General features: G+C 52.0%; 20 protein-coding genes. All 20 read left to right on the forward strand.

What is annotated here, in order from left to right; all coding sequences use genetic code 11:
• Window positions 1-30: 30 nt before the first annotated feature.
• The 20 genes from ACUN9X_RS10395 (at window position 31) to ACUN9X_RS10490 (ending at window position 25,536) form a co-directional block, all read left to right on the forward strand.
• On the forward strand, window positions 31-285 hold the full coding sequence (locus tag ACUN9X_RS10395; RefSeq protein ID WP_260035428.1) for a hypothetical protein: 255 nt from the start codon (window positions 31-33) through the stop codon (window positions 283-285).
• The gene (mdoH, locus tag ACUN9X_RS10400) at window positions 278-2,407 is read left to right on the forward strand and encodes a glucans biosynthesis glucosyltransferase MdoH (protein ID WP_445472994.1); all 2,130 of its coding nucleotides are present in this window, start codon (window positions 278-280) and stop codon (window positions 2,405-2,407) included. Before ACUN9X_RS10395 ends, mdoH begins: the two co-directional genes overlap by 8 nt.
• 85 nt (window positions 2,408-2,492) lie before the next feature.
• A complete protein-coding gene (locus ACUN9X_RS10405; protein WP_260035431.1) occupies window positions 2,493-4,076 on the forward strand; it encodes a glucan biosynthesis protein in 1,584 nt (527 codons plus the stop codon).
• A 200-nt stretch (window positions 4,077-4,276) separates the two neighbouring features.
• Window positions 4,277-4,969, forward strand: coding sequence for a GntR family transcriptional regulator (locus ACUN9X_RS10410; RefSeq protein ID WP_445472995.1), 693 nt, complete (start codon window positions 4,277-4,279; stop codon window positions 4,967-4,969).
• Between the two features lie 16 nt (window positions 4,970-4,985).
• The gene (gene prpB, locus ACUN9X_RS10415) at window positions 4,986-5,873 is read left to right on the forward strand and encodes a methylisocitrate lyase (RefSeq protein WP_445472996.1); all 888 of its coding nucleotides are present in this window, start codon (window positions 4,986-4,988) and stop codon (window positions 5,871-5,873) included.
• 15 nt (window positions 5,874-5,888) lie between these two features.
• Entirely contained in the window at window positions 5,889-7,016 is a 1,128-nt protein-coding gene (gene prpC, locus ACUN9X_RS10420; RefSeq protein WP_445473208.1) for a bifunctional 2-methylcitrate synthase/citrate synthase, read from the forward strand.
• Between the two features lie 85 nt (window positions 7,017-7,101).
• A complete protein-coding gene (gene acnD, locus ACUN9X_RS10425) occupies window positions 7,102-9,699 on the forward strand; it encodes a Fe/S-dependent 2-methylisocitrate dehydratase AcnD (RefSeq protein WP_445473209.1) in 2,598 nt (865 codons plus the stop codon).
• Between the two features lie 66 nt (window positions 9,700-9,765).
• On the forward strand, window positions 9,766-10,944 hold the full coding sequence (gene prpF, locus ACUN9X_RS10430) for a 2-methylaconitate cis-trans isomerase PrpF (protein WP_445472997.1): 1,179 nt from the start codon (window positions 9,766-9,768) through the stop codon (window positions 10,942-10,944).
• 92 nt (window positions 10,945-11,036) lie between these two features.
• The gene (gene prpD / locus ACUN9X_RS10435) at window positions 11,037-12,521 is read left to right on the forward strand and encodes a 2-methylcitrate dehydratase (protein WP_445472998.1); all 1,485 of its coding nucleotides are present in this window, start codon (window positions 11,037-11,039) and stop codon (window positions 12,519-12,521) included.
• A 324-nt stretch (window positions 12,522-12,845) separates the two neighbouring features.
• Entirely contained in the window at window positions 12,846-14,255 is a 1,410-nt protein-coding gene (locus ACUN9X_RS10440; RefSeq protein WP_445472999.1) for a TIGR03013 family XrtA/PEP-CTERM system glycosyltransferase, read from the forward strand.
• Window positions 14,256-14,324: 69 nt separating this feature from the next.
• Window positions 14,325-14,954: an XrtA/PEP-CTERM system exopolysaccharide export protein gene (locus ACUN9X_RS10445; protein WP_445473000.1), complete on the forward strand. Its 630-nt coding sequence runs from the start codon at window positions 14,325-14,327 to the stop codon at window positions 14,952-14,954.
• A 104-nt stretch (window positions 14,955-15,058) separates the two neighbouring features.
• Window positions 15,059-16,582: an XrtA system polysaccharide chain length determinant gene (locus ACUN9X_RS10450; RefSeq protein WP_260035441.1), complete on the forward strand. Its 1,524-nt coding sequence runs from the start codon at window positions 15,059-15,061 to the stop codon at window positions 16,580-16,582.
• Complete coding sequence (locus tag ACUN9X_RS10455) at window positions 16,582-17,493, forward strand: polysaccharide biosynthesis protein (RefSeq protein WP_445473001.1); 912 nt, start codon at window positions 16,582-16,584, stop codon at window positions 17,491-17,493. The genes ACUN9X_RS10450 and ACUN9X_RS10455 overlap by 1 nt, the downstream gene beginning before the upstream one ends.
• Window positions 17,486-18,775 carry an outer membrane beta-barrel protein gene (locus tag ACUN9X_RS10460; RefSeq protein WP_445473002.1) on the forward strand — a complete coding sequence of 430 codons (1,290 nt, stop codon included), beginning with the start codon at window positions 17,486-17,488 and terminating at the stop codon, window positions 18,773-18,775. Before ACUN9X_RS10455 ends, ACUN9X_RS10460 begins: the two co-directional genes overlap by 8 nt.
• Before the next feature lie 28 nt (window positions 18,776-18,803).
• Window positions 18,804-19,748 carry an XrtA system polysaccharide deacetylase gene (locus ACUN9X_RS10465; protein ID WP_445473003.1) on the forward strand — a complete coding sequence of 315 codons (945 nt, stop codon included), beginning with the start codon at window positions 18,804-18,806 and terminating at the stop codon, window positions 19,746-19,748.
• Between the two features lie 30 nt (window positions 19,749-19,778).
• A complete protein-coding gene (locus tag ACUN9X_RS10470) occupies window positions 19,779-20,933 on the forward strand; it encodes a glycosyltransferase family 2 protein (RefSeq protein WP_445473004.1) in 1,155 nt (384 codons plus the stop codon).
• A gap of 6 nt (window positions 20,934-20,939) precedes the next feature.
• Entirely contained in the window at window positions 20,940-22,061 is a 1,122-nt protein-coding gene (locus ACUN9X_RS10475) for an acyltransferase family protein (protein WP_445473005.1), read from the forward strand.
• Window positions 22,058-23,212 (forward strand): glycosyltransferase, encoded by a 1,155-nt coding sequence (locus tag ACUN9X_RS10480; protein WP_445473006.1) that lies wholly within the window; start codon window positions 22,058-22,060, stop codon window positions 23,210-23,212. The genes ACUN9X_RS10475 and ACUN9X_RS10480 overlap by 4 nt, the downstream gene beginning before the upstream one ends.
• Window positions 23,213-23,240: 28 nt before the next feature.
• A complete protein-coding gene (locus ACUN9X_RS10485) occupies window positions 23,241-24,566 on the forward strand; it encodes a phenylacetate--CoA ligase family protein (protein ID WP_445473007.1) in 1,326 nt (441 codons plus the stop codon).
• A 1-nt stretch (window position 24,567) separates the two neighbouring features.
• Window positions 24,568-25,536 (forward strand): glycosyltransferase, encoded by a 969-nt coding sequence (locus ACUN9X_RS10490; RefSeq protein WP_445473008.1) that lies wholly within the window; start codon window positions 24,568-24,570, stop codon window positions 25,534-25,536.
• The last annotated feature ends 5 nt before the right edge of the window (window positions 25,537-25,541 follow it).

A 25,541-nucleotide genomic window follows, 5' to 3' on the forward strand; every position in this document is an offset into this window, starting at 1 on the left:
GCTGCACTTTGCGGCAACAGGGAGAATGTTATGGCCAGAACACGATGTCAGCAGGCGCTCGATCGCGTCATGATTTACCTACAGGGTTACGATATCGAGCCCACCCAGGATGTCAGCCGGCGTGCATTGCAGTTAGTTGATTCGGTGTTCGCCGAAAGTGACGAAAAGGTGATTGAGCGTGCAGTCGACCGTATAGCTGATTATTTCGACCTCCCTGAGCCGGATCTCCCGGAGCAGCGGCCTCCCTTAAAACGCGGCAGCATAGGATACCGCCCTTATGTCTGAAGCGGTTCCGAATGCAGTGCCCGATATAGCACCAACGCCAGAGCTTCCCGAAAGCACCGTGAGTTGGCGGGGGGTGGCTTTTTTTCGGCGCATGCTGCTGATTACCTTTGTACTGGGGCAGACTGCGGTTGCCAGCTATTACCTGCTTTGGATATTGCCCTACCACGGCGGAACGCTGGTGGAAATCGGGCTGATCGCCCTGTTTGCATTGCTGTATGCGTGGATCGCTGTCGGCTTCTGGACGGCTGTGTTCGGCTTGGTACTTCGTCTTGGAAGGGGCGATCGTTATTCGCTTCTCAACCGCCATTCCGCAGATCAGCTTGATCAAACACCACTGGCCCGAACAGCGGTTGTCATGCCGATCTATCACGAGCCGGTACAGCGCACACTCAGAGGCCTACGCGCGGTTTATCGGGACATTGAGCGCACCGGCAATATCGAGCATTTCGAATTCTATATCCTGTCGGACAGTCGCGACCCCAATGTCTGGCTGGAGGAGCAAGCGGCCTGGAAGGCGATGTGTGATGAGCTGGGTGCAAAAGGGCGCCTGTTTTATCGTCGCCGTACGGTGAACCTGAATTACAAGAGCGGCAACGTAGCTGATTTCCTTCGCCGCTGGGGGCGACGCGCCAAGTACATGATTGTGCTGGATGCCGACAGCCTGCTGAGCGGCAATACCCTGGTTCGCATGGTGCAACTGATGGAGCGCGAACCACGCACGGGTATTCTTCAGACCAACCCCACACTCATCAACGGCCAGTCGATGTTTGCCCGCCTTCAGCAGTTTGCCAACAGGGTGTATTCGCCGCTGTTCTCAACCGGGCTGGCGGCCGTTCAGATGGGCGATGCCGCATTCTGGGGGCACAACGCGATCATCAGAACCGATGCTTTTATGGCGCACTGTGGTCTTCGCAAGTTACCGGGCTTTGGTCTGTTCAAAGGTCCGATTATGAGTCACGACTTTGTAGAGGCTGCCTATATTGGTCGTGCAGGCTATGAAGTCTGGCTTGAGCCCGGTCTGGGTGAAAGCTACGAAGAGTCGCCGCCTACCATATCCGACGAATTAACGCGGGACGAGCGCTGGTCAAAGGGCAATTTGCAGCACTTGTGGATCATGCTGTTTGGCAAAAAAATACGCTTTGCTCACCGAATGGCGTTTCTCAACGGCATTATGGCGTACCTGGCATCCCCGCTGTGGTTTGCGTTTCTGGCACTCACAACGGTAGAGGCCGCGCAGATGGCGTTAACGCCGATAGACTATTTTCCGGAAGGTCATCAGGGACTGTTTCCGCGCTGGCCGGAGTGGCGCCCGCTATGGGCTGTTGGGCTGGCACTGAGCACTTTTGCGTTACTTTTCTTGCCCAAATTCATGGCGATTTTCGATGTGCTGGTGAACAAGACATCGGCGAAATTCGGCGGTTTTTTCAAGATGCTGATCAGCGTGTTTCTTGAGATTCTCGTTTCCATGTTGCTGGCACCCATCCGCATGCTGGCCCATAGCCGTTATGTTCTGGGTGCGTTATTGAACTTCTCATTGAGCTGGGCCGGACAAAACCGCACTGAGGAAACAACCTGGAAGGACGCCTTTGTTTCACAGCTGCCAGGCATGATTGCCGGGCTGGCGTGGTCCGGTTTCGCCTGGTCGCTGGATATGATGTTTTTCCTGTGGTCGTTGCCGGTTGCGATACCGCTGGTGCTGGCGGCGCCGACGTCGGTGCTGTTGAGTCGCGTTCGTGTCGGCCAGGCGCTACGTCGGCACGGTATGTTGCTGATTCCGGAGGAGATAGCGCCTTCGAAGCTACTAAACGACACAGAGGATGAGCGGAAGTTGCTGCCTCGCCTCAAGGGGTTGACCCGCTTCGAGGAGGCCATCATTTCGCCTGGTTTGAACAAAATGCATCAAAGTTTTGCCCGACCCCACAGAGCGACCTTGCGCCAGGAAATATTGCTGCGGTTGTGTAAAACATGCCTGAGAGACGGGCCTGATGCGCTTACCCGCAGTGAGCTAAGTCACATCTGCCGCGACCGGGAAGCGCTCAGCTGGCTTCACCGGGCGGTCTGGCGGGCAGAACCTGAAAGTTACTGGGGGCGCCGGTTGACCCTTGTGTCCAACCAAACCTGACTGAACCTCTGAATGACGGATTGGGGCGTTCAGTGGTTTTCTGAGTCAAACCTTTTCAATTCCAACGTGAAAGGCAGAGCACGCTATGGACAGACGATCAGTTTTGAAAACGGCAGCGGCGCTGGCGGCTTACGGGTTGCCGGTTCCGGCATTGCTCACAAGCCGTCTGGCGCAGGGTAAGCCGATTGGCGAGTCAAAACGTTTTGATTACGCCTGGCTCAAAGGCCACGCAAGGGATCTGGCTTCAAAGCCATTCAAGTCTCACGAGGGCGAGCTGCCAAAATCGCTGCAGAAGCTGTCATGGGATGACTATCAGGCGATCCGCTTTCGGCCCGAGAAGTCGCTCTGGCAGGACGATGGCAGCGCATTTCGTGCCCAGTTGTTCCATCTTGGCCTGTATTTTCAGACGCCGGTGCATATCTTCGAGGTAATTGACGGAGAAGCGCGAGAGTTAGCTTATGATCCGGATTACTTCGAGTATGACGGTAAGCAACCGCTGGGCGACCTTCCTGACGACCTGGGCTATGCGGGTTTTCGCGTTCAATTCCATACCAACTACAAGCTCGATTTGGCTGCCTTTCTGGGGGCCAGTTACTTCCGCGCCGTTGGCAAAGATATGCAATACGGCATGTCCGCCCGCGGGCTTGCGATCGACACGGCAACAGATCATGACGAGGAGTTCCCGACGTTTACCGCCTTCTGGCTGGAGAAGCCGTCAGATGGTTCCGGAAAACTAACCGTCTACGCCTTGCTCGATTCGCCCAGTATCACCGGTGCTTATGTGTTCGATATCTACCCGGGGCGCAATATGGTGATGAATATCGGCGCTGCGCTATATCCTCGCAAAGAGATTGAACGGCTCGGTATCGCACCTCTCACCAGCATGTATCAGGTGGGCGAGAATCATAATCGCGTATCCTACGATTGGCGGCCGGAAATCCACGATTCTGATGGGTTGGCCATGTGGACCGGCGGTGGCGAATGGCTATGGCGACCGTTGGTCAATCCGCATTATGTGCGGGTAAACAGTTTCAGTGATAACAATCCCAAAGGCTTCGGGCTGCTGCAGCGCGATCGCGATTTTGATCACTATCAGGATGATGGCGTGTTCTACGAGAAGCGCCCCAGTGTCTGGGTAAATCCCTCGGAAGAGTGGGGCAAGGGCGCAGTTATGCTGGTCGAAATCCCGACCGAGGATGAAACCTTCGATAATATTGTGGCTTTCTGGAAGCCGGAAAAGCCGCTCGCGGTTGGCAAGGAGCACTTGTTCTCCTACAAACTGACATGGGGGGAACGCGCTCCGGATAGCCCCCGTGAGCTGGCGACAACCCGGGCTACCCGCACTGGCCTGGGCGGCGTCGTGGGGCAGAAACGCGAGTATTTCTCCTGGCGTTTTGCTATTGATTTTGCGGGCGGTGTACTCGGCATGCTTGGAGACGATGCCGAAATTGAAGCTGTTATCGTCGCCAGTCGCGGGAAAGTCGAAATTACCTCGGCCCGTCCGTTGGCCTCAATCAATGGCTATCGCGCGATGTTCGATCTGGTGCCTGATGATACCGAGACACCGATAGATCTGCGGGTGTACCTCAAGCTGGGCGATCAGCCGCTCACTGAAACCTGGTTGTACCAATACACCCCACCTCCAACTGACAAGCGGAAGCTGTTTTAAGCTCTGGAGCGCCGCTGGTGTGATTGTAGAAAACGGCGATCAGGTTAACTGGATTGTTAACAAGATCGCCGTTCGAAGTTCGTTTCTTACAGATTTCTCGCCTATTTCGAGCGGAAAATGGCTCGACTCACGTTTGATTGTTGACAAAAACAAGTCTGCGGCGTAGCTTGGCCCTCACATAGGCCGATATTGTCAACAATATGTCCGTTACTATCCTGGAAAATCGTTCCCAGACCGCCACGCGAGCAGACGATGCATTCGATTGTCTACAAACTGCGATCGTAAAAGGTGATCTTGCCCCGGGTGAGAAGGTCGGTGAGATTGATCTTTGCGAACGTTTCGCGCTTACCCGCGGTCCTCTGCGTGAAGCCTTGGGGCGTCTCGAGTCCCGAGGCCTGTTGATCCGCCGGCCTCATGCCGGGTTCAAAGTCGTGTCCATCAGCGGGGATGAACTGGTGGAGCTTTATCGGATAAGGGAAGCCATGGAAGGGCTTGCTGCACAGCAGGCGGCGGAACGGATGACCGACGAAGAAATTACCGATTTGTTGGCGCTGCTCGACCGTCATGAAGAAATGGTGGATCAGGCTCAGGGCCAGGCCTACTATCAGCATGAAGGTGATTATGATTTTCACTATCGCATCGCGATGGGCAGTCGTAATCGCAAGCTGAGCCAGATGTTGCTGGGCGATCTCTATTACATGGTCCGCATGTATCGCTACCGTTTAAGCACCTCTGCCGGTCGCCCCCACAAAGCGCTCCGCGAACACCGCAGTATTGCTGACGCCATTTCCCAGCGAGATGGTGAGTTGGCCCGGTTTCTGATGCAGCGCCATATCAACGCTGCGCGCCTCAATATCGAAAACAAAATTCAATCAGGCAGTTTAACTCTCTGAACACAGGGGAAGATCTATGAGCCAGTCATTGACCGCCGGAGGCCGTTTCCGCAAGGCACTCAAAGAAAACGCACCACTACAGATCGTCGGGGCAGTAAATGCCTACTGCGCCATGATGGCATCACGTGTTGGGCACCAGGCCATCTACCTGTCAGGCGGTGGCGTTGCGAACGCCTCTTATGGCCTGCCTGACCTGGGCATGACAACGCTGAACGATGTCATTGAAGATGTTCGCCGGATTACCGCAGCCACTGATACACCCTTGCTGGTTGATATCGATACCGGCTGGGGTGGGGCATTCAACATTGGCCGTACCATCAAAGAAATGGAACGGGCCGGTGCTGCGGCGGTCCATATTGAAGATCAGGTGGCGCAGAAGCGTTGTGGTCATCGCCCCAACAAAGCGATTGTGTCCCAGCAGGAAATGGTCGATCGCATTAAGGCCTGTGCCGATGCGCGCACTGACGATGATTTCTTCATCATGGCTCGCACAGACGCGTTCCAGCAGGAAGGTCTGGAGGCGGCAATCGAGCGAGCGAAAGCCTGCGTTGAAGCGGGTGCAGATGGCATTTTTGCCGAAGCCGTAACCGAGCTTGAGCATTACCGCGCATTTGCAGACGCGCTTGATGTGCCGATTCTGGCAAATATTACGGAATTTGGTGCGACACCTCTTTATAACTGCAAGGAACTTGCGGAAGCAGGTGCCGGAATGGTGCTATATCCGTTGAGCGCGTTCCGGGCGATGAACAAGGCGGCGCTGAACGTCTACCAGAACATCCTCGACAAGGGTGACCAGAAAGATGTGGTCGACACCATGCAAACCCGCATGGAACTCTACGATTTTCTGAACTATCACGAATTTGAACAAAAACTGGACGCGCTTTTTGCCCAGCAAAAAGGCTAACCAACAGGAGATTTTCTGATGAGCGAGAAACCACAGAACAGCGCCGGCCTGCGTGGCCAGGTCGCGGGTCAGACGTCACTTTGTACCGTTGGTAAAACCGGCGCGGGTTTGACCTATCGCGGCTATGAGATTACCGATCTTGCCGAGAACGCCCAGTTTGAGGAAGTGGCCTACCTGTTATTGCGTGGCAAGCTGCCAAACCGGCAGGAACTGGATGCCTATGTCGACAAGCTCCAGAGTCTGCGTGTATTGCCCGACGCCTTGAAGGCCGTCCTGGAACAGATCCCCAAAGATGCGCATCCGATGGATGTAATGCGTACCGGCTGTTCAATGCTGGGCAACCTTGAAACGGAAAACGACTTCAGCGAGCAGGATGACAAGATCGACCGCATGCTGGCAGCGTTTCCGGGCATCATTTGCTATTGGTATCGCTATGCCCATGACGGCGTGAGGATCGACACCGCTGGTGAGAGTGACTCCATTGGCGGGCACTTCCTCGAGCTGTTGCACGGCAAGAAGCCGAGCGAGCTGCACGAGCGTGTGATGAACGTATCGCTGATTCTTTACGCTGAGCATGAGTTCAACGCTTCAACCTTCACCGCGCGCGTTTGTGCGTCCACGCTGTCCGATATCCACAGCTGTGTGACCGGCGCGATTGGCACATTGCGAGGCCCCCTGCATGGCGGCGCGAACGAAGCTGCCATGGCATTGATCCAGAAGTTCTCGTCTGCTGATGAAGCAGAGAAGGGCCTGATGGGCATGCTGAAGCGTAAGGAAAAGATCATGGGCTTCGGCCACGCGATCTACCGCGAATCTGATCCGCGTAACGCAATTATCAAGAAGTGGTCCGAAAAGCTGGCACAAGAAGTGGGTGACGACGTGCTCTATCCCGTTTCTGTGCGCTGTGAAGAGGTGATGTGGCGCGAGAAGAAGCTGTTCTGCAACGCCGACTTCTTCCATGCCTCTGCCTACCACTTCATGGGCATTCCGACGGAACTGTTTACGCCGATCTTCGTGATGTCCCGGGTTTCTGGCTGGACAGCACACGTGAAGGAACAGCGCGAAAATAACCGGATTATCCGTCCGAGCGCCGACTACACCGGGCCTGAGCATCAGGAATGGCTGCCGATCGACAAGCGCTGATTCTGCGTTAGTCAGCACAGGGGAGCGTGTGATTGCACGGCTCCCCGTCGTCGTTTTCCCGGATCATCTGATTGAGTCGATACCCATGAATACTGAATACCGTAAAGCCCTGCCAGGCACCGACCTGGACTATTTCGATACCCGCGCAGCGGTCGAGGCGATTCAGCCTGGCGCATATGCCGGTTTGCCCTATACCTCGCGAGTACTGGCGGAAAACCTCGTGCGCCGTTGCGATCCATCCATGCTGACCGATTCGCTGAAACAGTTGATCGAACGCAAACGTGATCTGGACTTCCCCTGGTTCCCGGCGCGGGTGGTCTGCCACGATATCCTGGGTCAGACAGCGCTGGTTGATCTGGCAGGTCTTCGTGATGCCATTGCCGAGAAGGGCGGCGATCCTGCGCAGGTTAACCCGGTTGTGCCTACCCAGCTGATAGTGGATCACTCGCTGGCAGTCGAGCATGCGGGCTTCGAAAAAGACGCGTTTGAAAAGAACCGTGCTATTGAAGATCGCCGGAATGATGACCGTTTCCACTTCATTAACTGGACCAAGACGGCGTTCAAGAACGTCGACGTGATTCCTCCGGGTAATGGCATCATGCACCAGATCAATCTGGAGAAAATGTCGCCAGTGGTTCAGGTACGCGATCGTGTTGCCTTTGTGGACACCTGTGTCGGCACCGATAGCCATACGCCGATGGTGGATGCGCTGGGCGTTATCTCCATTGGTGTAGGCGGCCTGGAAGCCGAGAGTGTCATGCTGGGCCGCGCATCCTATATGCGCCTGCCGGATATTGTGGGTGTCGAGCTCACAGGCAAGCTTCAGCCAGGCATCACCAGTACTGATCTGGTGCTGGCGTTAACCGAGTTCCTGCGCAAAGAGCGCGTTGTCGGTGCTTATCTGGAATTCTACGGTGAAGGCGCGTCACGCCTGACCGTTGGCGATCGCGCCACTATATCCAACATGACGCCCGAATACGGCGCCACAGCCGCAATGTTCTATATCGATGAACAAACTATCGATTACCTGACGCTGACCGGCCGTGAAGATGAGCAGGTCAAACTGGTTGAGACTTTCGCAAAAGAAACCGGGCTCTGGGCAGATAGCCTGAAAGAGGCCGAGTACGAGCGTGTTCTGAAGTTCGATCTGTCGACCGTCACCCGCACCTTGGCGGGGCCGTCAAACCCTCATGCCCGTCTGCCGACATCCGATCTGGCGGCACGCGGTATCGCCGGCAAAGTCGAAAATGAAGAAGGCAAGATGCCGGATGGCGCAGTCATCATTGCGGCGATTACCAGCTGCACCAATACCAGCAACCCGCGCAATATGATTGCAGCCGGGCTGATTGCACGTAATGCCAACAAGCTGGGGCTGACCCGTAAGCCCTGGGTGAAGTCGTCACTGGCGCCGGGATCAAAGACCGTCAAAATGTATCTCGAAGAAGCCGAGCTCCTGCCCGAGCTGGAGAATCTTGGCTTTGGCGTTGTGGCATTCGCCTGCACTACGTGTAACGGTATGAGTGGTGCGCTCGATCCGGTTATCCAGAAAGAAGTGGTCGATCGCGACCTTTACGCTACCGCAGTATTGTCCGGTAACCGTAACTTCGATGGCCGTATTCACCCGCATGCCAAACAGGCATTTCTGGCGTCACCGCCGCTGGTTGTGGCGTACGCCATCGCCGGTACTATCCGGTTTGATATTGAAAAAGATGTACTGGGAAACGACAAGGACGGTAACCCGGTCACGCTGAAAGATATCTGGCCAAGCGACGAAGAAATCGATGCGATCGTCAAAAAGAGCGTGAAGCCCGAGCAGTATCGCGAAGTCTATATCCCCATGTTTGATGTGACCTCCGATGCGCGAGAAATGGCCGAGCCGCTGTATGAGTGGCGCCCACAAAGTACCTACATCCGTCGTCCTCCTTACTGGGAAGGCGCGCTTGCCGGTGAACGGTCGATGACAGGCATGCGGCCACTGGCGGTGTTGGGGGACAATATCACCACGGACCACCTGTCGCCTTCCAATGCGATCCAGATGGCAAGCGCCGCCGGGGAATACCTTCACAAGATGGGCGTGCCGGAAGAAGACTTTAACTCCTACGCGACGCACCGTGGCGATCATCTGACAGCGCAACGTGCGACCTTCGCCAATCCCAAGCTGTTGAACGAGATGGTTCAGGAAAACGGCAAGGTAAAGCAGGGCTCACTGGCGCGCCTCGAGCCGGAAGGCAAAGTCACACGCATGTGGGAAGCTATCGAAACCTATATGGACCGCAAGCAACCGCTGATCATCATTGCAGGTGCTGATTACGGCCAGGGATCGTCCCGTGACTGGGCTGCCAAAGGTGTTCGGCTGGCGGGTGTTGAAGCCATTGCCGCCGAAGGCTTTGAGCGCATTCACCGCACCAACCTTGTCGGCATGGGTGTGCTGCCACTGGAGTTCCAGCCAGGCACAACTCGTACGACCCTGGGGATCGATGGTACCGAAACCTTTGATGTCGTCGGCAAGCCCACTGCGGGTGCAACGCTGACACTGGTGATGACACGCCGTAATGGCGAACAGGTCGAGATACCGGTTATTTGCCGCCTGGATACCGCAGAGGAAGTGTCGATCTACGAAGCGGGTGGCGTGCTGCAGCGTTTCGCCAAAGACTTCATCGCCGAAGCGGAAGTTGCCGTCTAACGAAGCAGATAGCGGGGCTGCGGGCATATATCAGCCCGTTGTCCCGCCTTATTCGGAGCAGGTTATATGAGTCATGTTCCCCAGATCAGAATTCCCGCGACCTACATGCGCGGAGGCACCAGCAAAGGCGTGTTCTTCAACCTTGCTGATCTGCCTGAAGCGGCACAGGTTCCGGGAGAAGCCCGCGACAACTTGCTGCTTAGAGTGATTGGCAGTCCCGATCCCTATGGCAAGCAAACCGATGGAATGGGCGGCGCCACGTCCAGCACCAGCAAAACCGTTATCCTTTCGAAAAGCACGCAACCAGATCATGACGTCGATTACCTGTTCGGTCAGGTTGCTATCGACAAGGCCTTTGTCGACTGGAGCGGTAACTGTGGCAATCTGACGGCCGCTGTTGGTGCTTTCGCGATTAACAGCGGCCTCATTGATTCCGATCGCGTGCCGCAAAATGGCGTGGCAATTGTGCGAATCTGGCAGGCAAATATTGCCAAAACCATCGTTGCGCATATTCCGATCACCGACAGCGCTGTGCAGGAAACCGGCGACTTCGAGCTGGACGGGGTGACATTCCCTGCGGCAGAAGTGCAGGTCGAGTTCATGGACCCGGCGGACGGCGAAGGCGCGATGTTCCCGACCGGTAACGTTGTGGACGATCTTGATGTACCCGGGTTGGGAACGCTGAAGGCGACGATGATCAATGCCGGTATTCCGACGATCTTTGTTAATGCCGAAGCCATCGGCTACAACGGCACTGAACTGCAAGACGCAATCAACAGCGACGCTCGCGCGCTGGAGATGTTCGAGACGATTCGCGCCCACGGGGCTGTGCGTATGGGGCTGATTCAGAACATCGAGCAAGCCGCTGATCGTCAGCACACCCCGAAGGTCGCCTTTGTGGCCGGTCCCGCGGACTATACTGCATCCAGTGGCAAACGCATTGTCGCCAGCGATGTGGATCTGCTTGTGCGCGCCATGTCCATGGGCAAACTGCATCATGCCATGATGGGCACGGCAGCCGTTGCCATAGGTGCGGCGGCATCTATACCGGGCACGCTCGTCAACCTTGCAGCTGGAGGTGGTGAACGTGATGCCGTTATGTTCGGTCATCCCTCCGGCACTCTGCGTGTAGGCGGTGAAGCTAATCAGGTCAACGGCGAATGGACCGTTACAAAGGCCTCAATGAGTCGCAGTGCCCGCAGTCTGATGGAAGGTTGGGTACGCATACCGGGGGATGCTTTTTAATACCAGAGATCCCGGTTTCTGAGCGCGCCGGTTGCGAGCTGACCTGCGACGGCGCGCTATATGAATACGCCCCGAGAAAGAGGAAGCACACCATGTCTGCCACCTACGATCTCAATGAACGCCCCGATTATGACGACGTTCTGCAGAAAATCGCCGATTACGTCCTGACCTTTACAGTACAAAGTCCCGAAGCACTGGATACCGCCCGCAATTGTCTGATGGACACACTCGGCTGCGGGCTGCTGGCTTTGCGTTTCCCTGAATGTACCAAGCATCTTGGTCCCATTGTAGAAGGCACAACCGTGCCACATGGCGCGCGCGTTCCCGGTACCTCATTCCGTCTTGATCCGGTCAAGGCCGCCTGGGATATCGGTTGCATCGTGCGCTGGCTTGATTACAACGATACATGGCTTGCTGCAGAGTGGGGGCATCCCTCCGATAACCTGGGCAGTATTCTTGCGGTCGCTGACCACTTATCCCAGAAACGTGTTGCCAGTGGCGAGTTGCCGTTGACCATGCGTGATGTGCTCGAAGCCATGATCATGGCTCATGAAATTCAGGGTGTGCTGGCGCTGGAAAACTCGTTTAACCGGGTCGGACTGGATCACGTGGTGCTGGTCAAGGTGGCATCAACAGCCGTAACCGCGAAATTGATGGGCGCCAGTCGTGAGCAGATGCTATCGGCACTGTCTCATGCCTGGGTCGACGGCCAATCGCTACGCACGTATCGGCATGCCCCTAACGCAGGCTCTCGCAAATCATGGGCGGCAGGCGATGCCACCTCCAGAGCCGTGCGCCTGGTCGATATTGCGATGCGAGGCGAAATGGGGATTCCCGGTGCATTAACGGCCCCTCAATGGGGGTTCTATGATGTGCTGTTTAGCAAAACCAACAAAGATCAGGCGCTGAAGCCGGAAGACAAACAACGCTTCTCGTTGCCCCAGGATTTTGGTTCCTACGTAATGGAAAATATCCTGTTCAAGATCTCTTTCCCGGCTGAATTTCATGCGCAAACTGCAGCCGAAGCCGCCGTCACGCTGCACCCACAAGTAAAAGACCGGTTGGATGATATCGACAAAATCGTTATCACCACTCACGAATCCGCCATTCGCATCATTTCCAAAGTGGGCAAGCTGGCAAATGCCGCTGACCGGGATCACTGCCTGCAGTATATGACGGCTGTACCATTGATCTTCGGCACCTTGACTGCGGAGCAGTATGAAGACGGTTTCCACGCGGCCAATCCCGTCATCGACGTCATTCGGGACAAAATGGAAGTGATTGAGGACGAACGTTACACACGTGAATACCTGGAGTCAGACAAGCGCTCAATCGCCAACGCGATTCAGGTGTTCTTCAAGGATGGATCCAGCACCGACAAGGTCGCTGTCGAGTATCCCATTGGCCACCGTCGGCGCAGGAAGAACGGCATCCCATTGCTGGAAGACAAGTTCCGCACACATCTCGCAACCCGCTTTCCGGCGCAGCAATGTGACCGGATTTTCGAGTTGTGCAAAAGTCAGTCGTTGCTGGAAGGCACGCCAGTCCACAGATTTGTGGATATGCTTGTGATTTAGCAGGGTAGAGCTGGCAGCCCTCAGTACCTTTGATTGAGCGTTGCCAGTGCTGATCCCCGGATTCCGGCGAATGATTTTGCAGTATTTTTCTTTACCCTGATGGAGTGATTAGCGAACCTTGAACACGTCCTTTGGCGATTCAGGGCAAGCGCCTTGAGTTTTGCAGAGTCCCAATAGGTGTTGTCAGCAGTTAGTTAATTGAATATTTGACAGATTACCGTACAATTCGCACCGATTAACGGACTGTAAGCTGGTGACTTATTGCCCAATGCCAATGAATGGCGATGGGATTGCAATGGATGCGATGTTCCTCAAGGAGTTGACGTGGCACACGTCAGGATATTCAGACACTACATTCACCTCCCTTTTGCGATCCTCGGCCTGATCGACTTTTGCGTCCTCACGGCTGCATTTTACATCGCATCATTCTTTCGCTATTTCGGCGACTTGCAGTTTCTTCTCGATAGCTGGTTTTTCATACTTCCCTCGGCAATTGCTTTTTCAAGCATCAACCTGCTCGTGATGATGGCCCTGGGCGTACATCAGTCCCGGGTTGAGGAAGGGCTCTCAGGCATGATGCTGCGCACGATCATGGCCTTGATCCTGAGCATTCCCTTATCGTTAACGGCCTACCTGATAGCACCCGCGTGGCTCTGGTATATCGGTGGTGGCCTGATTGCAGCGGCATCGGTGCTGGGTTTCTTTTTGCTGGGTGTGTCGCGAACGCTATTTTTCGCGTTGCTGGGCGATGATGCATTCAAGCGCAAGGTGTTGGTATTGGGAGCCGGCGTGCGCGCTGCGCGCCTGCTTGAGGATCTCAGAACACCATTCAACCGCAAAGGTTTCACGCTTGTCGGCTTCGTACCCTTACCAAGTGAAGCCAGAGAAGTCCCACTTGAACATTGTCTGCAGCCTTCATCGTCTCTTTACCATTACATACTGAATCATCCTGTTAGCGAAATTGTTGTCGCGGTCGACGACCGCCGCAAAGGTTTGCCGATGGAAGATCTGCTTGAGTGCAAAATGGAAGGCGTCAAGATTGTCGATGGCGCGACTTTCTATGAACGTGAATCCCGTAAAGTGGCGCTGGAAATGATCTCCCAGGGCTGGCTGGTGTTTTCGGACGGTTTCACGGTGTCCTCGGTCTCCGGTTTTGGGAAGAGGGCAATTGATTTACTAACAGCTGGCGTGCTGTTCCTCGCCGCGTCGCCGCTGATGCTGCTGACAGTGTTGGCAATAAAGCTTGAGGAAGGACTGAAAGCGCCAGTGCTGTACAGTCAGGAGCGTGTCGGGCTCAACGGCAAAGTCTTTCACGTGCACAAGTTCCGCTCCATGCGAACGGATGCTGAAAAGAATGGTGCCGTATGGGCTCAGAAAAACGATACGCGAGTGACACGGGTAGGGGATTTTATCCGCAAGGTTCGTATCGATGAGTTGCCGCAAATCTTTAATGTATTGAACGGTACAATGGCATTTGTAGGCCCGCGTCCTGAGCGCCCGGTTTTCGTGAAGCAGCTTTCCGAGAATATTCCGCTTTATGATGAACGGCATCGGGTAAAGCCCGGCATTACCGGTTGGGCGCAATTGTGCTTCGCCTATGCGGACAACGAAGAAGATACGCGAGAGAAGCTTCGCTACGATCTGTACTACATTAAAAACCAGAGTCTTTTGCTGGATTTGTTGATTATTATTCAGACAGTAGAAGTGATATTGTTTAAAAAAGGTTCACGATAGGGCTAAAGCCGTTGGCCACCCGGAATTGCAGGCCGAAGGGCGTCTTACAGAAAACGTAGAGGAATAGAAATGGCAAGGATGTTGATTGCTACATTGGCGTTGGTTTCATTGATCTTTTCAGGCTGTGCCAGTAACCCGGCTTCGTCGCCTGATAAAATCCAGCAGGCCCTGAGCAAACAAACCCAGGAAGCTGATGAATACATCCTGGGGCCTACCGACGTGGTCCAGGTATCGGTTTGGCGTAATCCCGACCTCAGCGTCGCGGTGCCTATTCGTCCTGATGGCCGTATTTCCGTGCCTCTCGTTGGAGACGTCCAGGCCAGTGGCAGAACCCCTGAAGACCTCTCGTCATCCATCGAATCACGCCTGGCCGAATTCATTCGTGAGCCACAGGTCAGCATTGTGGTTACCGGCATGAACTCCCATGAATTTACCGACCGTGTTCGTATTACCGGTGCCGTGCAGGCGCCCATGTCAGTGCCGTTTCGCGCAGGCATGACGGTGATGGATGTGGTGCTGTCTGCCGGCGGTGCAACTCCTTTTGCCTCAATGGAAGATGCCATGCTTTATCGTCCAATGGGGGATGAAGTTGTGGCCATCCCCGTCAACCTGGAGGACATCCTCAAACGTGGTGATATCAAAACCAATTACCGATTACAGCCGGGCGACATCATGACGGTGCCGGAGCGTAATTTTTAACTTTCAGCCGTATGAATGACAGCTTGCAGTTGGGTTGCACAACGCCCAGATAGCGGTGCTGAGGTGGATTCAGCACAGAGACAGATGATAGTCAGGTTTTCGATATGGCACTTCCGCTTTCTCACCTGCCAGGTGAAATCTTTCGCGAAGTAAGAGTCCGCAAATGGCATGCGGTTCTGGTTTTTGCGCTCGTCAGTTTTGGCGTGCTCGCGCTTGGATTTCTGTGGCCGTACAAATATGAATCTGAAGTGGTTATTTTCGTCGACGACCAGAACATTATCGGGCCGTTGATGGAGGGAAGTGCCGTTACAACGGAAATAAACGACCGCGCTTCCGCAGCCAAGGAGTTGCTGTGGAGTCGCAACGTCATGAATGAGGTTGCGACGGATACCGCCATATATGGCGCCGGCGCTGATGAACTCGACCCGGAAAAACTTGAAGGCCGTATCGCAGTTCTACGCAAAAACCTGAAAGTCCGCCCAAGAGGCGAGAGCTTCTTCAGTATTGGTTATTCAGCGGAATCACCGATGCAGGCATTCCGGATCGCCCAACGGTTAGGTCAGGCGTTTATTGAAGCATCAACCAGTCGCAAAAAGGCGGAAAGCCGCAGTGCCTACGAGTTCATAGACAAGCAGGTGAGAAGCTACGAACGGCAGTTATCAGACGTCGAGGGCCGATTGAAAGTGTTTTTGTCTGAGAATGTCGATGGCACCGAGCAGGAAGCAAACCAGAAGATGGCGGGGCTACGGGGCAAACTGGAACTCGCCAAACTGGAAAAGCGCGAATTGGGAACCCGAGTGGCCTCCCTTGAGCGCCAACTGGGCAATGTGAGCTCCACCTTCCGTCAGGAAAGAACCCAGGATGCCTACCAGACCCGGATTCGCTCGATGCAGGAGCAGCTCGATGCACTCCGCCTCAAGTATCACGACACCTATCCCGATATTGTCATCCTGCAAGAGCAGTTAAGTGAACTGAGAAAACAGCGTGCCGCTGCTATTGCTGGTGGTAGTTCAAGTCAATCTGTTCAGGGCGAGCAAATCGTCAACCCCCTGTATCAGGAGCTCAGTGCTGATCTTGCCAAGGCACGAACCGACATTGAAACGGTCAACACGCGGATCCAGTCACTTGAAGATCTGATCGCCGAGCAAGTTGTACGCATGGAACGAATCCAGAGCAATAAAGCCGAGTACTCCGAATTGACCCGGGATATGGAAGTCAACAAACAGATCTATGATGACTTGCTGAAGCGCCGTGAGCGGGCGCGCGTCTCCATGCATCTTGATATCGAAGGGCAGGGTTTGAACTACCGCATTAACGAAACGGCACAGTTCCCGCTTGCGCCCTCGGGACCCCAGTTTTTTCAGTTTGCAGCAGCAGGGTTGTTGCTTGGCCTGATAGCGCCATTTGGTGCAATTGCCGGCTTATTGCAAGTTGATCCAAGAGTGCGGGCCAAGAGCCAGCTCGAAGGTGATTCGGGCATTCCGGTACTGATTGAAATTCCGAATATACGCACACCATTTGAAAAACGCAGGGATCGACGGGTCACGATGTCCGTGATTATCAGCGCGGCCATCGTCGCCGTGGTTTATATCGCCGTTGCTGTGTCTTCTGTCATGGGAGTATTTTGATGACAGATAACCGCCATTCTTCGACAGAAAACTCCAACCGTAATGAAACCCGTGAGGAACCGACTCTGGAAGACCGCGCCGACGATACGCGTGCTGAGGGCCAGGGCGATTACGCAGGTAAAGGCACCCCGGCAAAAACAGACTCTGCGGCATTCAGCGAGTGGGACGACTCCCGTTTGCTGGTGCCAAGCTCACTCGAGCTAGGTGCCGGTGCTGTTGATAAGTACGTTATCAGTAAGCAGATTCGGCGGATGCAGGAACCTCGGCGCCTCACCAATGATGATCTGGATGAGCGCAGGATCATTTATCCCGAGTCTTCCAATCGCGATCTGGTTAACCGCTTCAGAAACCTGCGTACCAAACTTCTGGAAATCTCGGGCGGCAACAATTTCACCCTGGTCGTTTCCAGCGCAAGTGAAGGGGCCGGGGCATCGTTCACCGCGTTGAATCTTGCGGCCGCGTTTGCATTTGATCAGTCAAAAACAGCACTGCTGATTGACTGCAATCTCAGAGAGCCCACATTGCACACCATGCTCGACATGGCGCCGGAAACCGGGCTGACTGACTTCCTGGACGAGTCTGATTACGACATAGCGCGTATTATTTACCCCACGGGCATTCCCCGGCTGAGGCTCATCCCGGCGGGTAGTCGCCGCGAATCACCGGGAGAGTTCTTTACTTCTTTCCGGATGAAGCAGTTCCTTCAAGCTATCCGGCGACGTTATCCCGACCGATTCATTATTCTGGATACCGCATCCGTCAGTGATACGCCCGACGCCCGTATACTCGCGGAACTCTGTGATTACGCACTATTGGTTGTTCCACATGGGAAGGTTACGGCGTCTGCGGTGGAGCATGCGGCAGGGGCTTTCCAGCCTGACAAATTTGCTGGAGCGATCATCAATGGCTAGATGTTATGAATCAAGGACGATTCGGTATCTTCCATCCCTGCTACTGACCGTCTCCCTACCGCTCTTCAGCCTGATTGCGTTTGCTGAACCTGCTACCGTCTCCGTCGGTGCGGATGCACGTTTCAGCGACAACGTCAGAAGAAGCAATACCAACGCCGAAAGCGATCTTGAAACCCGGGCAACGGTCTACATTCGCAAAAAATCGGATCCCAGTGATTGCAACTCTGACTTTTCTGCAGATCTCGGTTACGGCGTATACCAGAACGACACTTACGACCCTCAAACCTATACCACTATTGATTGGTTAGGCAGCTGCAAAGTAACTGAGCGTTTTTACTGGGACGTCAGCAACAACACCCGGGACGTCGTGCAGGATACCCGCGACTCAACAACACCTGACAACACAACCCGTCGCAACATATTCTCCACTGGCCCACGTTACGTCATACGGCTGAGTCAAATCGATATGTTGCAGTTCTCTGCCGGCTATGAAAACACCGAATACAAAGAGCCAGACGAGCGGGACGGCAACCGAATCCTGGGTTCTGCATCCTGGAATCATCTGTTCAGTGAAACCTTCAGTGGCGGTCTTAGCCTTTACGCAGACAAAAATGAACTGGATAACGATCAGGAAATATCACGGCAGACCGCCTCGGTTACGTTCGACAAGCAATACACCACCACGCGATTGAGCGGTTCTGTGGGCGTTACGCACCTTGAGAACACGTTTCAGAGCTTTGATTCAGAGTCAGATGGCTGGGTAGGTAATATCAGGCTAGACCGCGAAATCACCGAAAGTGCATTCGCATTCATCGAAGTCAGCCAGGAGCTGACTGACCAAACCGATGATTATGATGTCGAATTCAACGGCTTTACCTACGGCCTGCGCGATTCGTCCGCCGTTACGGTAACGGCGCTCCGTTCAGGGTTGACCAAGCGGTTCAGCAACACCTCAAGGCTAAACGTGAGTGTAAACGCAGACCGGTCCGACTATGAACTGACCGGTATCGTCGAAGATCGGGCGGCGTTGGTTGTGGGCTACTCGCGCCCCGTATCCGAATTTGTGGATATTAATATGGGCGCTGAATATGCCTACCTCACCTACAGTGATGATGATTCAGAGGACAATATTTTAAGCCTCGATGTGGGCCTGACCTATCAGGCCGCCAAAGACCTCAGTTTTGACGGACGCATTGGTCACAACGAACGTGCCAGTACTGTGTCAAATCGCGAATATGACGAAAACTGGATACTCGTAGGTGTTGAGTATCGGGTTTGGTAGGGAAAAGGATGTTCCCGGGGAACAGGTCATGAAAATGAAAAATGCACTCACAGTTGACGTAGAAGACTACTTTCAAGTCGCGGCACTGGCGGAAGCGGTATCCAGGGACGACTGGTCTTCAATGGAGTACCGTGTTGAGGCCAACACCGACCGCTTGTTGGCCTTGTTTGATCGATACGATACACGCGCGACTTTCTTTACGTTGGGTTGGGTTGCAGAACGTTCCCCCGCCTTGGTTAGGCGCATCAGGCAAGCGGGTCATGAAGTTGCCAGTCATGGTTATAGTCATCAACTGATCTACGATCAGACCCCGCAAGTTTTTCGGGAAGAAACCCGTCGTTCCAAGAAGATTCTTGAAGATATTATCGGCGAGTCGGTTACCGGCTATCGTGCTGCAAGCTACTCGATTACGGCTCAGTCCCGATGGGCACTCGATATTTTGGCAGAAGAAGGTTTCACCTGGGACTCTTCCATTTTTCCCGTGCATCACGACCGCTACGGCATGCCGGGCACGCCGCGCTGGCCGCATCGCCTGACAACAGATAACGGCCATGTGCTGGCGGAATTTCCACTCAGCACACTGAAACTACCAGGCTATACCTTGCCCATCGCGGGTGGTGGTTACTTCCGTCTTTTCCCATACTGGTTCAGTCAGTGGGGTCTCGGCTCCATTAACCGCCAAGGCAAGCCGTTTGTCTTTTATCTGCACCCCTGGGAAGTCGACCCTGGCCAACCGCGTCTTGAAGTGAGCTGGTTTTCGCGCTTTCGGCATTACAACAATCTTGATGTTTGCGAGCAGCGGCTTGAGAAGCTTATTAAACGCTTTGAGTTTACGACCATGAGCGACGTGCTGATAAGCCAGGGAGTGCTTGATGCGCCTGAAGCCGCTCAAGCCTATGCGACTCAGCCACCAGCACCGGAACCAGCCGAAAGCCAGTCGGATGGTTATGTGCTCCACAAAACGCCACACTAATTACTGGACCGGCATCATGGACGACGATCAATGCTAACCCTGCTTTTCTGGCTTTCACTGGTACTGCTGATTTATATCTATTTTGGCTATCCACTGCTAGTAGCGTTGCTGGCTACCTCGCCGCGCCTGGTGAAAAAGAATCCAGAGCACCTTCCCAGTGTTTCCATAATGATTGCGGCCTATAACGAAGCCGCCGATATTGAGGCAACGATCCTCAACAAGCTGGCACTTGACTACCCCTCAGACAAGCTGGAGATCCTGGTGGTGTCTGACGAATCCGAAGACGGCACCGATGCCATCGTCGAAAGACTCGCTGACAATTCAAACTACAGCATTCGCCTGGTACGCCAAGTGCCAAGACAGGGCAAAACCTCTGGCTTGAACATGCTAGTGCCGGAAGCAACAGGCGAAATCCTCGCTTTCTCCGATGCCAATTCTCACTGGGACAGCCTGGCGCTGCGCAAACTGACAAGCAACTTTGCAGACCCGGAAATCGGGTATGTCAGTGGAAAGATGGTTTACGTCAACGACGATGGATCGTTGGTTGGCGACGGCTGCAGCGCCTACATGAAGTATGAAAACTGGCTGCGGGAAAAGGAAACACGCATCGGTTCGATTGTCGGCGTCGATGGCGGCATTGATGCCATGCGCAAATCACTGTACCAACCCTTACGCGCCGACCAGCTCCCTGATTTTGTCCAGCCCCTGAAGGTCGTAGAGCAAGGCAAACGAGTCGTGTACGAGCCCGAAGCATTACTTAAAGAAGAAGCGTTGGATGATGGCGCCAGCGAGTTCAGCATGCGGGTACGTGTCACGCTGAGAGCGCTGTGGGCGCTAAAAGATATGTCCCAACTAATGAACCCAGCCGGTTTTGGCTTATTTGCCGTTCAAATGATCTCCCACAAGTTTTTACGCTACCTCGCATTTATACCTCAAGCTTTACTGACGGTTACAGCTGTCCTGTTAGCAGGGAAGGGCCCTGTCTACTTGGTAACGTTAACCGGTCTGTTTATTTTCTATGGGCTGGCTTGGACCGGTAAACGAAAAGAATCTGGCGGGCATCACCTTCCGGTGTACTACGCAGCGCCTTATTATCTGATGCTCCTTAACACGGCGTGTTACCGGGCAACGGCCTCCTTTCTGAAAGGAGAGAAGAAGGTCATCTGGAATCCCAGGAAGGGGTAACGGGAAATGAGACCTTCCAACGCCAAAGTCGATCGCGCATTACCCTCACTGGACACTCTGCTCGAACGTAGCAAGCTTCCCGGGTTTGATGGCTTTCGAATGATTGCTGTCATGTCCGTTGTGCTCTATCACGCTGGCGTTGGAACAATCTTCTCTGCCCGCCACGGGGTTGCTGGCTTCTTTGTGCTCAGCGGATTCCTGATCACCTGGCTGCTTCTTAAAGAGTTTGACAGGTCAGGGCGAATATCCCTTAAGGATTTTTACAAACGACGTACTTTGCGCATATTCCCGGCGTATTACGCTTTTTTGTTGGTGTCGATTAGCTGGGATCTTTATCGCGGAAACACCAGTGTCGAACCCATGATATTGCCGAGCGTTTTCTACTGGGTTAACTACCACAATGCGTTGGCTGGCCACTCTTCTACCTCATTGACCCACCTGTGGTCGCTTGCAGTTGAAGAGCAGTTTTACCTCATCTGGCCTTTGATTTTTGTTCTGGCTATGAAATCAGGCCGTAAGGTCGCTATCGCATTTCTTGGCATAGCAATTATCGGAGTGATGCTCTGGAGAAGCTATGCATTTTCTGTTCTGGATTGGGGAGCATCGTACGTTTATAACGCATTCGATACGCGATTCGATAACCTCGCGGTAGGCTGTTTGCTGGCCTTCGCTGTGGCCAACCTAAAGGTCCGTCGTATTCTGGAGGCCTTGTCATCGAAGGCCTGGATGCCGCTGATAACGATCAGCTTACTCTTCCTATCACTTCGCGCGTTTGATGATAACTACCGATACGGCCCAGCGTTCAGCATAGACGCAATATTGCTGGGGATACTGCTGATTCAGTTTCTGCGATTAAGTGAAGGCTGGGCGTGGGGATGGCTGAACCACCCGGTATCTGTTTACCTGGGCATGATTTCGTATCCAATATATCTGTGGCACGTATGGGGAATACAGGCAGGCCATAAGCTTGGATTTTTGCCCGACTCACTGGAAATTGTTGCAGGAATAGGAGCTTCGATATTGCTCGCGGCTATGTCATACCACTTGGTTGAGAAGCCCTTTTTGCGTTTGAAAGGAAAAAGGCTGTTGTCGTCACACAAGCCTAGCGCAAAAGAGGGGGCGCTATGACCCTGCAGGCACAGGACACCCCCATAGAAAAAGGCACGATAAAGGTCCTTCACCTTATTGATTCCGGTGGCCTTTACGGCGCGGAGAAGATGCTGCTCACCCTGGTAGCCGAGCAAATCAAGCAAGGGCTGGAGTCCGTGATACTAAGCGCTGGCGAAAAAGGAATAGAGGATAAGGCTATTGAAGTCGAGGCTCGACGGCTGGGATTGCCGGTTAAAGCTTGGAGGATGACTCCAGGATTTAATCTTAAGGAAGCATGGAAGATTCTGAAGTGGGCTAAGATAAATGAATTCGACGTGATTCATTCTCACGGCTATAAATTCAATATTTTGATGGGGCTATTACCTCGTAAGATGCGTAGCATTCCTTTGGTCGTCACTTTGCACGGCTACGTGAACGCTAAGCGCTACACTAAAATGTGGCTTTACGAGGTTTTAGATAGGTTTGTACTGAAACGGATAGATAAGGTTTGTCTTGTAAGTCCGCATATGAAATCGTTGAGCGTTATAAAAAAACTATCCCCCGAAAAGGTAATCGTAATTGAGAATGGCTTGCCGGCTTCAATAAGCAATTCTAAAAAGGAAATTCCAAAAGAGATTAGCGATTTTACTAACGAACATTCTTTTAATTTGTTAGCGGTTGGTCGGCTATCGCCAGAAAAAAATTTTGCAGAAATAATTAGAGTTCTAGCTTCTGGCGAATTTAAAAAAAGAAATATTGGACTCAGTGTAATTGGTGATGGCTCACTTTTTTACCAATTAAAAATGTTGCGAGATGAATGCGGTTTAGCGGAAAAAGTACAGTTTTTCGGTTATCGCTCTGATGTAGTGGAAATAATGAGCGAATTTGATCTACTTGTAATGCCGTCACTAACGGAAGGTTTGCCGGTTACGCTTTTAGAAGCAATGAGAGAAGGGTTGCCAGTAATCGCGAGCAACGTTGGAGGTCTTCCGAGTGTTTTGGACAATGGAAATGCTGGATTTATTTATCAAGCCGATAAAGAAAATGCATTACACTGTTCGCTGTTATCGATTATAAACGATAGCGCTAGGCTAGCTGAAATGTCGATATCAGCAAAATCTCAATTTTCTTCAAGATTTTCGTCCGTGGTAATGGCCGGTTCCTATAAATTAGTTTACGAAAAAAATTAATTCAGCATTTTTTGGGAGGGGAAGTGGGTTGAGAATTAATAAGTTTTTTTTTAAATATTTAATTTATTATCCCGTTATTTTCATTCGAGGAGAATGGATTTGGAGGTTTTCGAGAGAGCTGAATAAAAGTCAGTTCCTTTCAGCCGAAGATATAGAAAAAATACAGATAGAAAAACTCAATAAGCTACTTTATCACGCCAAGTCTTTCGTTCCATATTACAATGATCTTCCTGATAGTAAGATAACTTCCATCGAACAACTCCATGATTTACCATTTTTAGAAAAAAGCAATTTAAGGTATCAAAATAAGAATCTTCTATCAAAAAAAAGAGGCCTGTTGTCAAGAAGTAAAACGACGGGAGGCTCTACAGGTGCTCCAGTTACAATAAGGAAAGATAGTGCTGGAATGGCAAAGGAGCTAGCTGCGACCTGGAGAGGCTATGGGTGGGCTGGGATAGAAGTAGGAGATAAACAGGCACGATTTTGGGGGGTGCCGAATGAAAGAAAGGATAGGTGGCGAGCAAAGCTCATTGACTTTGTTACGAACCGGATTCGGTTTTCCGCCTTTTCATTTTCAGATTATAATTTAAGTGAATATACTAATTTAATTAATAAAAAAAGGCCGGTCTATTTTTACGGTTATGTTTCAATGATAAGGCAAATTTCAGACTATGTAGTCGCAAATAGGGTGTCAATTAAGCCTAATGTTAAAGCTATCATAACCACCTCCGAAGTATTAAGTGAGATTGATAGGGAAGTCATTAGCAGAACTTTCGGTTCACGTGTATATAACGAATATGGATGTGGCGAAATAGGAACGATAGCTCATGAATGTGAATACGGAAATATGCATGTTAATCAAGAAAATATGATAGTCGAAGTTTTAAAGGAAAACGAGGCTAGTTTTTCAGGAGAAGGAGAGCTTGTCGTCACTGATCTTGTCAACTTTTCTATGCCTTTAATCAGGTACAGAATAAAAGACTATGGCATGCTATCAAAAAAGGCTTGTCGATGTGGTCGCGGATTACAGATATTAGAAAATATATCTGGACGTGAATACGATATCCTTGTCAATAGCAAAGGGCATAAATTTCATGGCGAGTTCTTTCTGTATATATTGGAAGATGTAAAGAAGCAGGGCGCGGTTATCAGTGGTGTTCAAATTATTCAGAATAATGAGCGGTTGGTAATAAAATTAAACTGTTCAATGGATTCTTTTAACATGGCAAAGAGGTATATTTACGACCGCTTAATTAGTGAATTCGACAGCGATTGTATAGTCGTATTCGAAAAGGTAAATAAGATAGATAGAGAGCCTTCTGGTAAATTGAGAGTGATAAAAAGGGAGGGTTGACATGGTAGGATCGTTCCAACCGTTTGTTAGTGTAATCGTTCCTGCAAAGAATGAATCGCTAAATATTAAAAAGTGTATTAAATCTTTAGTTTTACAAAGTTACCCGAAAAAAAGATATGAAATTATAGTAGTTGATAATGATTCCGACGATGAAACTGGAGATATTGCTAGGTCATTTGACGCCAATGTCTTTCTCTTCAAAGGTGGGCCAGTTGGAGCTGTGAGAAATTATGGGGTGAAATGCTCGTCCGGTGAAATTTTGGCTTTTATCGATGCAGACTGCGAGGCCTCTCCTTATTGGATTGAGCGAGCTGTCGCCTTAATTTGTTCTAATGCAAATGTAGTGGCGGTTGGAGGGCGTCCTATTCTTAGACCAAATGCGTCGTGGGTTGAGCGATCTTGGGTGTTGCCTCAAGGTGATATACCCGAAAACCTTCGGTCTCTTTGCGGTGCGAGCATGTTTTTTAGGCGTATAGACTATGAAAAAGTGTCAGGCTTTGATGACTCAATAAATGCCGGCGAGGATACGCGCATATCTTACGAGCTTAAAAAAAGTGGTGGAACGATTCTCTACTCAACAGATGCGGACGTTGTGCACTATGGTTACCCTGCCACAATAACTTCCTTTTTTAAAAGGCAGTTTTGGCAGGGATCTAGTTTTATCAGATCTTTTAATGGAATTTCGGACTTGGTTTTTGTTTTTTCTCTGGTTTTTTTGATCTCATCGTGTTTGTTTGTTTTTTTTATATATTTAGACAGTTATGTTTTATCTTTAGTTTCTTTTTTTGGTATTTTTTTGGGTCCCTTGCTCTTTAGTTTTAAAAGAATACTCAATTCATCAAAGAGAATAAGTGTAACAACTTTATTGGGTGTTTTTTTTCTCGATTGCGTATACTTCCTTTCTAGGTCGCTCGGGCTGATTTATAGTGTGTTTTCTCGAAAAGATATTAAAAGGGATAAAATAAAATAACTGAC

Source organism: Marinobacter sp. V032, from assembly GCF_052645435.1.

Excerpts from the sequence above, each read along its gene's own strand:
- ACUN9X_RS10405 (WP_260035431.1), top strand. The coding sequence starts at position 2,493 with ATGGACAGACGATCAGTTTTGAAAACGGCAGCGGCGCTGGCGGCTTAC.
- ACUN9X_RS10470 (WP_445473004.1), top strand. The coding sequence starts at position 19,779 with ATGCTAACCCTGCTTTTCTGGCTTTCACTGGTACTGCTGATTTATATC.
- prpF (WP_445472997.1), top strand. The coding sequence starts at position 9,766 with ATGAGTCATGTTCCCCAGATCAGAATTCCCGCGACCTACATGCGCGGA.
- ACUN9X_RS10465 (WP_445473003.1), top strand. The coding sequence starts at position 18,804 with ATGAAAATGAAAAATGCACTCACAGTTGACGTAGAAGACTACTTTCAA.
- ACUN9X_RS10490 (WP_445473008.1), top strand. The coding sequence starts at position 24,568 with ATGGTAGGATCGTTCCAACCGTTTGTTAGTGTAATCGTTCCTGCAAAG.
- mdoH (WP_445472994.1), top strand. The coding sequence starts at position 278 with ATGTCTGAAGCGGTTCCGAATGCAGTGCCCGATATAGCACCAACGCCA.
- prpB (WP_445472996.1), top strand. The coding sequence starts at position 4,986 with ATGAGCCAGTCATTGACCGCCGGAGGCCGTTTCCGCAAGGCACTCAAA.
- acnD (WP_445473209.1), top strand. The coding sequence starts at position 7,102 with ATGAATACTGAATACCGTAAAGCCCTGCCAGGCACCGACCTGGACTAT.
- ACUN9X_RS10475 (WP_445473005.1), top strand. The coding sequence starts at position 20,940 with ATGAGACCTTCCAACGCCAAAGTCGATCGCGCATTACCCTCACTGGAC.
- ACUN9X_RS10410 (WP_445472995.1), top strand. The coding sequence starts at position 4,277 with ATGTCCGTTACTATCCTGGAAAATCGTTCCCAGACCGCCACGCGAGCA.
- ACUN9X_RS10395 (WP_260035428.1), top strand. The coding sequence starts at position 31 with ATGGCCAGAACACGATGTCAGCAGGCGCTCGATCGCGTCATGATTTAC.
- ACUN9X_RS10450 (WP_260035441.1), top strand. The coding sequence starts at position 15,059 with ATGGCACTTCCGCTTTCTCACCTGCCAGGTGAAATCTTTCGCGAAGTA.
- ACUN9X_RS10460 (WP_445473002.1), top strand. The coding sequence starts at position 17,486 with ATGGCTAGATGTTATGAATCAAGGACGATTCGGTATCTTCCATCCCTG.
- prpD (WP_445472998.1), top strand. The coding sequence starts at position 11,037 with ATGTCTGCCACCTACGATCTCAATGAACGCCCCGATTATGACGACGTT.
- ACUN9X_RS10480 (WP_445473006.1), top strand. The coding sequence starts at position 22,058 with ATGACCCTGCAGGCACAGGACACCCCCATAGAAAAAGGCACGATAAAG.
- ACUN9X_RS10445 (WP_445473000.1), top strand. The coding sequence starts at position 14,325 with ATGGCAAGGATGTTGATTGCTACATTGGCGTTGGTTTCATTGATCTTT.
- ACUN9X_RS10455 (WP_445473001.1), top strand. The coding sequence starts at position 16,582 with ATGACAGATAACCGCCATTCTTCGACAGAAAACTCCAACCGTAATGAA.